Origin of the sequence: Syntrophaceticus schinkii, from assembly GCF_000946815.1 — a bacterium.
GTDB lineage: Bacteria > Bacillota > DSM-12270 > Thermacetogeniales > Thermacetogeniaceae > Syntrophaceticus > Syntrophaceticus schinkii.
On record NZ_CDRZ01000044.1, the window covers coordinates 1 to 8,633 of the forward strand.

Here is an 8,633-nt window from a genome sequence, read left to right on the forward strand (position 1 = left end):
CTGCCGCAGGGAAATACCCGAACCACATTACCCCAGTTGAGTGCTGGTGGTGTGGAGAAGTCTTCAAAGCCTGTGCTGGAATGACAAGAAAGAAAGCAAACGAGATTGCCAATGTGTTAATTCCCAAGTATGAAGACAGGCTTTACGATCCACCTAAAGGCAAATCCAACAGAGAATGCTTTGACTTTTCAACATTTACTCCTACGAAAGAGTATCAGGATATCTACAACAAAGTCAAGCAGGAGTGCATAGATTTAGGTATTCCTTTGAATCCTGCTAGCTCCTGGTAAATTAACTAATTACATGTTGCCGGTCTCTGGGGGCGGTTTTCCCTGGAGACCCGGCAAACTTGTTTTTTGCTTTAGCCCATACTAGTTGGTAAGGAGAGTGTATAACGTATGTTAATAGTAGGTGAGCTGATTAATTCGAGTCGTAAAGAAGTAGGTGCAGAAATAAAGAATAAGAATGTTAAAGTTATTCAAGGTCTTGCACAAAGCCAAATAGAAGCCGGAGCGACCTATTTAGATGTTAATTGTGGGACTCAAGTTTATGACGAGGGGGAGACCATGGAATGGCTGGTTAAAAGCATCCTGGAAGTAAGTGATGCTCCTTTGTGTATTGACAGCCCCTCACATGAGACGTTAGCGGTTGGATTGGAAGCAGCGAAAGCAAACGGACAACAGCAGATGATCAATTCAATTACTGCTGAGGTCGATAGGTATAATGCAGTTTTACCATTAATAAAGAAGTATAATACCAAAATTGTGGCACTTTGTATGGACGATAGGGGTATGCCTTCCACTGCCGAAGATAGAATCGAAATTGCAGATAAATTGGTAAATGGTCTTGTTAAAGATGGAGTGCCGATGGATGCAATTTTTTTAGATCCCCTCGTAAAACCTGTAAGTGTTAATGATAAGTACGGATTGGAGGTTTTACAAGCCATAAAATATATTCGGGATAAATACCCTGAAGTGCATATTACCTGTGGTGTAAGTAATATTTCATTTGGTCTACCAAAGCGTAAAGTAATAAACGGCGCTTTTATTACATTATGTGTGAGTAATGGAATGGATGCATGTATCATCGATCCGTTGGATAAAGAAATGATGGGATTGATATACTCATCCCAGATGTTATTGGGAAAAGATAATAATTGCAGACAATATCTTACTGCTTTTAAAAAAAGACAGTTAATAACTAACTAGTCACCCTTGAAGCACTCCAAGCAAAAGAGCGCTACCTTAAAAGGAGCACATGCAGTTGGAAAAAGGCAACAAAAAAATCTTGGCAATGCTTGGAATAGGGCACGTGGTAACTGATGCCTATCAGGGGGCATTATCTTTGATCCTGGCATTTTTACAGCCTGTATTTGCCTTAACTCAAATCCAGGTTGGCTTTGTGATGCTGGCGTTTAATTTGAGTTCCTCGATCATACAGCCGTTGTTTGGCATTTTCAGCGACCGCTTTCGAGCGGTTTGGCTGATCCCTTTGGGCTGTTTGCTGGGTGGGCTCGGTATGGGGTTGACTGGATTTTCAAACAGTTATAAAGTAGTGCTGTTTCTCGTTCTGATCAGTGGCCTAGGGGTTGCCTCTTATCACCCTGAGGGCTCTAAGTACGCCCGCTTTGCAAGTGGAAAGCGTAAAGCGACTGGCATGTCTATATTCTCAGTCGGGGGGAATCTCGGATTCGGGCTGGGTCCCATTTTAGCTACGTTTTTGTACGGTTTAGCAGGGCTTAAAGGAACCGCAGGTTTAATCATTCTTGGCGCTCTGATGGCCTTGATCCTTGTGGTCAACTTGAAAAATATCACCAACACCCAAACTGCTATAGGGAAGGATGAACAAGCCGAGGCTGAACACCCTAAAGAGCCTACTAAACAGTTGAACAAAGGGGTTATCTTCTCAGTTATCGTACTGATAATGATCGTGATCATGCGCTCCTGGACACATCTGGGCATTGTTACCTTCATCCCCCAGTATTACATGCACTATTTGCATTGTGACCAGGTTCATGCGGCTTCTCTTACATCCATCTTTCTTTTAGCAGGAGCGCTGGGAACCCTGTTCGGGGGGCCGGCCGCAGATCATTGGGGATTGAAAACAATAATCACCTGTTCTTTTGCTTTACAAGTGCCTTTGCTATTCCTGTTTGCGAATGTTCAAGGAATCTGGGCCACAGTGGTGTTGGCTGCAACCGGATTTGTCATCATATCGACCTTTGCTGTTACTGTGGTGATGTGCCAGGAACTGCTGCCAGGTAATGTTGGTTTGGCCTCGGGGTTGATGCTGGGTTTCGCTATTGGAATGGGCGGAGTAGGCACAACCCTGTTGGGCTGGGTAGCTGACAACTGGGGTCTCTTCATGGTGTTCAAGATAATTATTCTATTTCCAGCGGTAGGCTTTATTCTTTCATTATTCTTGCCCGGTAGAAAATCTCTTTCCATGGGAAAGGTATTACAAAACGGGCATGGGGCTGTTTCGTCCTAGCGCCAAGCCTAAAAACGCCTTAAAGTGTTTTGTAAATACGTTATTCTAATGGCTTTCATCAAAGACATCAATCGTTTGACTTGCTAGCTCATGACATATCTTCCGCACCCTTCATTTAATATTATCAAAACAAAGTCTTTTCGGTAATATGTCAAAATATAAGTGCTACTGATAATTTCCGCAAACAGAATGTGGTGGCAAAACGCGCACTTTTTAAAAAACTTTTCAGGTTACATGATGCAGGTTTGAGTAAGGTCATCTGATAACTCAGGTTAAAATAGGCAGCAAACCTGCTCTATGCGGAATCATTACAGTATGACATCAAAGCATAGGCTAAGGAATTCTATGATGAATTCTACCATTATAAGCTGACAGATCAAGAAGCGGAGAAACTACTGAAAGGTATTGTACCGGAGAATTAAATAAAGAAAAGCCGTTGGCGGTGAATAACAGCGATTAAGCCCATCCGTGGATCGGGATGGGCTTAGCTTAAAACGAAAACTAGTTGAGGTGATTACTGATTTATCCTTGACCTGAAACTCCGTGCCACAGCAGCAGCAACTGCAATCTTCACCAGGTCACCAGAGATAAAGGGGAGTGTCCCCAGTGCCAACAGTTTAGCAATGTCATGGATGCCTGTAATGCATCCCAGCCAGATCATCCCTGTTCCGTGGATGAAGATAAAGTTGGCGCAGGTCATGACCAGGACTAGCCCTGGCAGCTGTCTCGCCCAGGCAAAGCGATTGTAAAGTAATCCTGTGCAGTAAGCGGCAGGGATAAACCCAATCAGGTAACCCGCTGTTGGGCCTGCGAAATATGCTGCTCCTCCTGCTGCTCCGGCAAACCATGGGATTCCTATTCCTCCCAGCAGGAGGTAGACTGTGGTGGTCAATGCCCCACCCTGTGCTCCCCACAGGACACCTGCAAGAAGGACGGCGAAGGTCTGGCCGGTAATTGGTACCGGTGTCCAGGGCAGGGGGATTTTTATCTGGGCCGCCAGTCCGATAAAGGCAGCGCCTACCAGTGCCATGACTAACTTCATCAAGATGCTGTCATCATCACGCCAGGCAAGTTGAATTTTTCTGCAGTTTAGGTGTATTCATGGGTAACCCCTCCTTTGGCGAGAATTATGATTTAGAATTTTAATTTGAATTATATTGCTGTAATGAATGGATTGTCAACAGCTGACTGTAAAGAATACATTATACATGTTAACATCCATTGCAGCGCTGCCGCTAGTGGCACAATATTGTAATGAAAAATACTGGGTTCGCGTTAAATACATCAATAACATCATGCGGACGGTGACATGGATCATAGGGAAAGTAGACTGTGTGAAAAGGACTGTCTTAGATCTAAACGCCACTTCAGGTGTATTTATATTATGGCGTTCGTTGTAAAGAACGATTATTATCACAGTATGACGGTCTCGTGAGCGGTGTCAGAGACCATTACTAACTATCCGAGGAATGCATTGGGGACAGTTTCCAAGGATGCATTGGGGACTGTCCCCAATGCACGCGTCCAGGTAGGGGGTACATAGCCACCTATTTTTAGCGCGGGTAGCGGATGCAACTGTATCTGTGTCACTTCATCAGTTGATTGCCAGGCATCTTCTGCAGAGGTTATAATTGATGTAGATGTACGTAAACCTTGAGGTACAATTTGAGACGGCCCGTGTAACTTATTGCAGAGAAATTTCCTTGGTAAGGAAGAGTGAAAAGTTGTGAAACTATATGATGCTTTAGAACTAGAGAAAAACGAACTGGTATGTTTTGTGGGTGCAGGTGGGAAAACGGGACTGATGCATCAGCTGCTTGCTGAATGCGCGCAGCAGGGGGCAAGGGTATTGGTCACCACCAGTACAAAAATGTTTAAATCGCAGTTAACAGACTGTTGCCGTCTTTATCTGGAACAGGATGAAGATAAACTGCGGAGAAAGTTGATAGATGCCTCTGCCAGTGAAAGGGTTTTGGCTGCCGCGGAGGGGCTGATTGCAAATAAAGTGATAGGTTTGAGCAGGGAGGCTATAGACAGGTTATATATTTCCGGAGTGTTTGATTTTATATTAGTTGAAGCTGATGGGGCCAGGGGCAGGGCTCTAAAGGCTCCCGCATCCTTTGAGCCGCAGGTGCCAGAGCGGACAACCTGTGTGGCTGTTATTGCGGGGGTTGATGTGCTGGGCAGGCCGCTGACAGAGGAATATGTACACCGCCACCATATAGTTGCAGAACTAGCAAAACAAAGGGTTGGAACTCCGGTTACTGCTGAAACTATTTTAAGTGTTTTTAAATACTACCTGTTATTGCTCAACAGATTATCTTCAGGGCTGAGGGTGATACCTGTGCTCAATAAAGCTGATGATCAGTATGCACAGCATAAGGCTAAAAATATTGCAAGAGTTCTGCTTCCGGAGATGGGGAGGGTTTTAATTGCCTCTACATTATCACAGGAGCCAGTACAGGAGGTGGTGTTATGATCCGGCGCTGGAACCTGGTAGAAGTGACCAGCGACGGAAACCTGTACAGGAGGTGGTGTTGTGATTGCTGCGGTGATTCTGGCAGCCGGCCTTTCTCGCAGGCTGGGAAGGCCGAAACAGCTGCTGAAGCTTGGCAGCAAAACCATTATCGAACATGTCGTAGAAAACGTCCTTCAGACAGAGGTTTGCGAAGTCATTGTTGTGCTGGGGGCTCACTGCCAGGAAATCCGGCAGATTCTAAATTCCTATCCTGTAAAGTGTATTTATAATCCGTCTTATCAGGATGGAATCGGCACCTCTGTAGCTGTAGGTGCAGGAGCGGTAGCTCCTGATGTAAAAGGAATCATGTTTGTGGTTGGGGATCAGCCACTCTTGTCACCGGATTATATGAACCAGCTGTTGAAGGTTTTCCTTGAAAAAAACCCGCTGATTTTGAAGCCTGAAAACAGTATGCCGGCAATATTCTCCAGTAATTTAAAACAGGAATTAATGTGTCTGAAAGGGGATACCGGCGGAAGGCAGTTGATAAAAAAATACCGGGAGAAAGTTGTAACAGTTCCCGGCATACCTGCACACCAGTCCTTGGATGTTGATACAGAAAAAGATTATAAAAAGATTTTAGAAACCTGGCGATCAATGCACACATGATACTACCAACCACTAACGACCAATTAGGGAGGCTATCTATGATCAGAAATCTTTTTTTAACCGGAAGAATAAAGTGCGGGAAATCTACTCTGATCAAACAGGAAATCACACCTTTCCTGGATGATATTGGGGGATATTATGTACAGCGCGTTTTTTGTTCAGGTAAGCACTGTGGTTTCAAGATGGTGGAGCTTCTTGATCAAGAGATCTACAGTTTGGAAAAGGAAACTGATTCGATCTATGAAGAAAAAGATATAGTTGTCTATCTCGGTGATCAAGGCCACCGGGAGGCTTGTATTAAGACATTTGAAGAGAAGGGAGCAGAGATCCTGGAGCGGGCTTATACAGGTGGCAAGAAAGTGATTTTGATGGACGAACTGGGCAGAGTGGAGCAATTTGCGCCGCGTTTTAGAAGCATGGTTAATATGCTGCTTGATGCCCCTGTATATGTCCTGGGGGTACTGAAAAAAGAAGAAAACCCGTTTTTGGATGGAATCCGAAAAAGAGATGATATATTTGTCATTGATCTTGATACATGGGATTACCAGAAAGCAGTAAAAGAATTGCGCAGTTTCTTAGCAGGTGTCCAAGCTTCTAAGACACACACTATCAGATAGTAAAAACAGAGATCGTAGTCGAAATGTTTCGGAACAAACGCGGGCTTCTATCTTTCGGTCTCCTGCTTCTGTTTTTCAAATAGACCTAAAAGATATAAAAAAACCCCTGAAATGATTCCCAGGGGTTTTTTCGTGTTCGCTTAGATTCTGGGGGTTATGTTTAATAACCCATTCCGCCCATGCCGCCCATGCCGCCCATATCACCCATGCCTGGTGGCATCTGTGGCATAGCATCCTTTTTCTCCGGAATTTCAGAGATTAAGGCCTCTGTGGTGAGGAGCATGGAGGCGATGCTGGCCGCATTTTGCAGGGCACTCCTGGTCACTTTCAGCGGATCAACAATGCCTTCCTTCACCATTTCCGCATACTGCTCGGTGAGGGCGTCAAAGCCTATACCAGGCTCTGAATTCTTGACATGTTCAATAACCACTGATCCTTCGAGTCCTGCGTTTTCGGCGATCTGCCGCAGCGGCTCTTCCAGGGCACGCCGTACAATCTTAACGCCGACTGCCATGTCTCCTGCTGCCTCTACTTCATCAAGGGAGGGGATGATGTCTACAAGACTTGCTCCACCGCCGGGGATGATTCCCTCTTCAACAGCTGCACGTGTAGCAGAAAGGGCGTCTTCGATGCGGTGTTTCTTTTCTTTCAGCTCAGTTTCTGTTGCTGCACCTACTTTAATGACTGCTACGCCGCCAGCCAATTTGGCCAGGCGCTCCTGAAGTTTTTCTGTGTCATATTCAGAGGTGCTGTCTTCAATCTGTCTTTTGATCTGATTGACACGCTTCTGAATGTTTTCACCACTGCCTTCGCCTTCTACGATGGTGGTGTTCTCCTTATCGATCTTTACCTTTTTGGCGCGGCCGAGGTTGTCGAGGTCTACATGCTCCAGTTTATAGCCCATATCCTCGGTGATAAAGGTACCATTGGTGAGGATAGCGATATCTTCCAGCATTGCCTTGCGGCGGTCGCCGAAGGCCGGAGCCTTGACTGCTGCACACTGCAAAACTCCCCGCAGTTTGTTGACTACCAGGTTGCCAGGGCTTCTCCTTCGAGATCCTCAGCGATAATCAGGAAGGGCTTGCCTGTGCGGACAACCTTTTCCAGCAAGGGAAGCATGTCGCCGACAGCGGAGATCTTCTTCTCATAGATGAGAATGTACGGATCTTCAAGCTCTACCTCCATGGTTTCAGAGTTAGTGATGAAGTACGGAGAGATATAGCCGCGGTCGAATTCCATACCTTCCACGACTTCTACTAAAGTATCGATCCCTTTGGATTCCTCAACTGTAATAACCCCGTCCTTGCCGACTTTCTCCATAGCGTCAGCCACAAGTTCGCCGATTTGCTTATCATTGCCGGCGATTGCTGCAACATGTGCAATGGATTCCTTGGTTTCCACCGGGGTGCTGATCTTTTTCATTTCTTCAACAGCTTTTTCCACTGCCATATCAATGCCGCGCTTCAAAAAGATAGGGTTTGCACCGGCTGTGACGTTTTTCAGGCCTTCACTGACAATAGCTTGGGCAAGTACTGTAGCGGTTGTGGTACCATCACCGGCAATTTCGTTGGTTTTGGATGCCACTTCTTTGCAGAGCTGTGCTCCCATATTTTCAAAGGCGTCTTCCAGCTCAATTTCCTTGGCAACAGTGACTCCGTCTTTGGTAATGGTGGGGGAGCCAAATTTCTTATCAAGAACCACATTACGACCCTTAGGTCCAAGGGTGGTTTTGACGGCTTCAGCCACGATATTTACGCCGTTTTCCAGTTTCTTGCGGGCGTCCATATCAAATAAAATCTGTTTTGCAGGCATTTTTCAACCTCCTAAATAATAATTGTTCTGCTGGCACTATTCCTTAACAGCCAGAATATCACTTTCGCGCATGATCAGGTATTCCTCATCCCCGACCTTGAATTCGGTACCACCATACTTGGCATAAATAACCTTGTCACCCACTTTTACTTCCGGGGCAACACGGGTACCGTTCTCCAGCATCCGGCCAGGCCCTACTGCGATGATTTCTCCTTCCTGGGATTTTTCCTTCGCAGTGTCCGGCAGGTAGATGCCTCCTTCTGTCTTCTCTTCTTTCGAGAGAGGTTTTACCAAAACATGGTCACCAAGTGGCTTGAGCATTAAACAACCCTCCTCAAGTAGTGTGAATATTATGGTTTTTATTTTGTATTAGCACTCAATTTGAAAGAGTGCTAATAAAATCTATGATAAATAATACAAATGAAGGGGCCACTTGTCAATTACTTTTTTTACTACATTATAATTACCCAAAATTTTTTGAAAACACTGCAATTTTTTTTAGTGGGTAAAATCGGGGTGGATTTACATAAAGTGGATCAATGGAGGTGAGCAATGATCGGATTGGTTTTCGGTTTTTCCTTTTTCTC

Annotated in this window: 8 protein-coding genes and 1 pseudogene; 6 read left to right on the plus strand and 3 right to left on the minus strand. The window is 45.2% G+C overall.

Annotated features, from left to right (window positions below):
* From SSCH_RS03310 to SSCH_RS03320, 3 genes are all read left to right on the plus strand, one after another.
* A partial coding sequence (locus tag SSCH_RS03310; protein ID WP_044664237.1) for a monomethylamine:corrinoid methyltransferase occupies positions 1 to 290 on the plus strand: 290 nt, incomplete at its 5' end.
* Between the two features lie 108 nt (positions 291 to 398).
* Positions 399 to 1,208, plus strand: a complete 810-nt coding sequence (locus SSCH_RS03315; RefSeq protein WP_044664238.1) for a methyltetrahydrofolate cobalamin methyltransferase — start codon at positions 399 to 401, stop codon at positions 1,206 to 1,208.
* Between the two features lie 55 nt (positions 1,209 to 1,263).
* Positions 1,264 to 2,490, plus strand: coding sequence for an MFS transporter (locus tag SSCH_RS03320; protein ID WP_232294194.1), 1,227 nt, complete (start codon positions 1,264 to 1,266; stop codon positions 2,488 to 2,490).
* Between the two features lie 514 nt (positions 2,491 to 3,004).
* Here the strand turns inward: SSCH_RS03320 and SSCH_RS03325 are convergent.
* Positions 3,005 to 3,532 carry a biotin transporter BioY gene (locus SSCH_RS03325; RefSeq protein WP_232294195.1) on the minus strand — a complete coding sequence of 176 codons (528 nt, stop codon included), beginning with the start codon at positions 3,530 to 3,532 and terminating at the stop codon, positions 3,005 to 3,007.
* Positions 3,533 to 4,216: 684 nt separating this feature from the next.
* Here SSCH_RS03325 and yqeC point away from each other — a divergent pair.
* The 3 genes from yqeC to SSCH_RS03340 are packed head-to-tail and all read left to right on the plus strand — an operon-like array spanning position 4,217 to position 6,234.
* The gene (gene yqeC, locus SSCH_RS03330) at positions 4,217 to 4,969 is read left to right on the plus strand and encodes a selenium cofactor biosynthesis protein YqeC (RefSeq protein ID WP_052835250.1); all 753 of its coding nucleotides are present in this window, start codon (positions 4,217 to 4,219) and stop codon (positions 4,967 to 4,969) included.
* A 60-nt stretch (positions 4,970 to 5,029) separates the two neighbouring features.
* On the plus strand, positions 5,030 to 5,617 hold the full coding sequence (locus SSCH_RS03335; protein ID WP_044664241.1) for a nucleotidyltransferase family protein: 588 nt from the start codon (positions 5,030 to 5,032) through the stop codon (positions 5,615 to 5,617).
* Positions 5,618 to 5,655: 38 nt separating this feature from the next.
* Complete coding sequence (locus SSCH_RS03340) at positions 5,656 to 6,234, plus strand: nucleoside-triphosphatase (RefSeq protein WP_044664242.1); 579 nt, start codon at positions 5,656 to 5,658, stop codon at positions 6,232 to 6,234.
* Between the two features lie 160 nt (positions 6,235 to 6,394).
* Here the strand turns inward: SSCH_RS03340 and groL are convergent.
* A pseudogene (groL, locus tag SSCH_RS03345) lies at positions 6,395 to 8,046 on the minus strand (chaperonin GroEL).
* 36 nt (positions 8,047 to 8,082) lie between these two features.
* A complete protein-coding gene (gene groES, locus SSCH_RS03350; protein WP_044664243.1) occupies positions 8,083 to 8,367 on the minus strand; it encodes a co-chaperone GroES in 285 nt (94 codons plus the stop codon).
* Positions 8,368 to 8,633 lie beyond the last annotated feature (266 nt).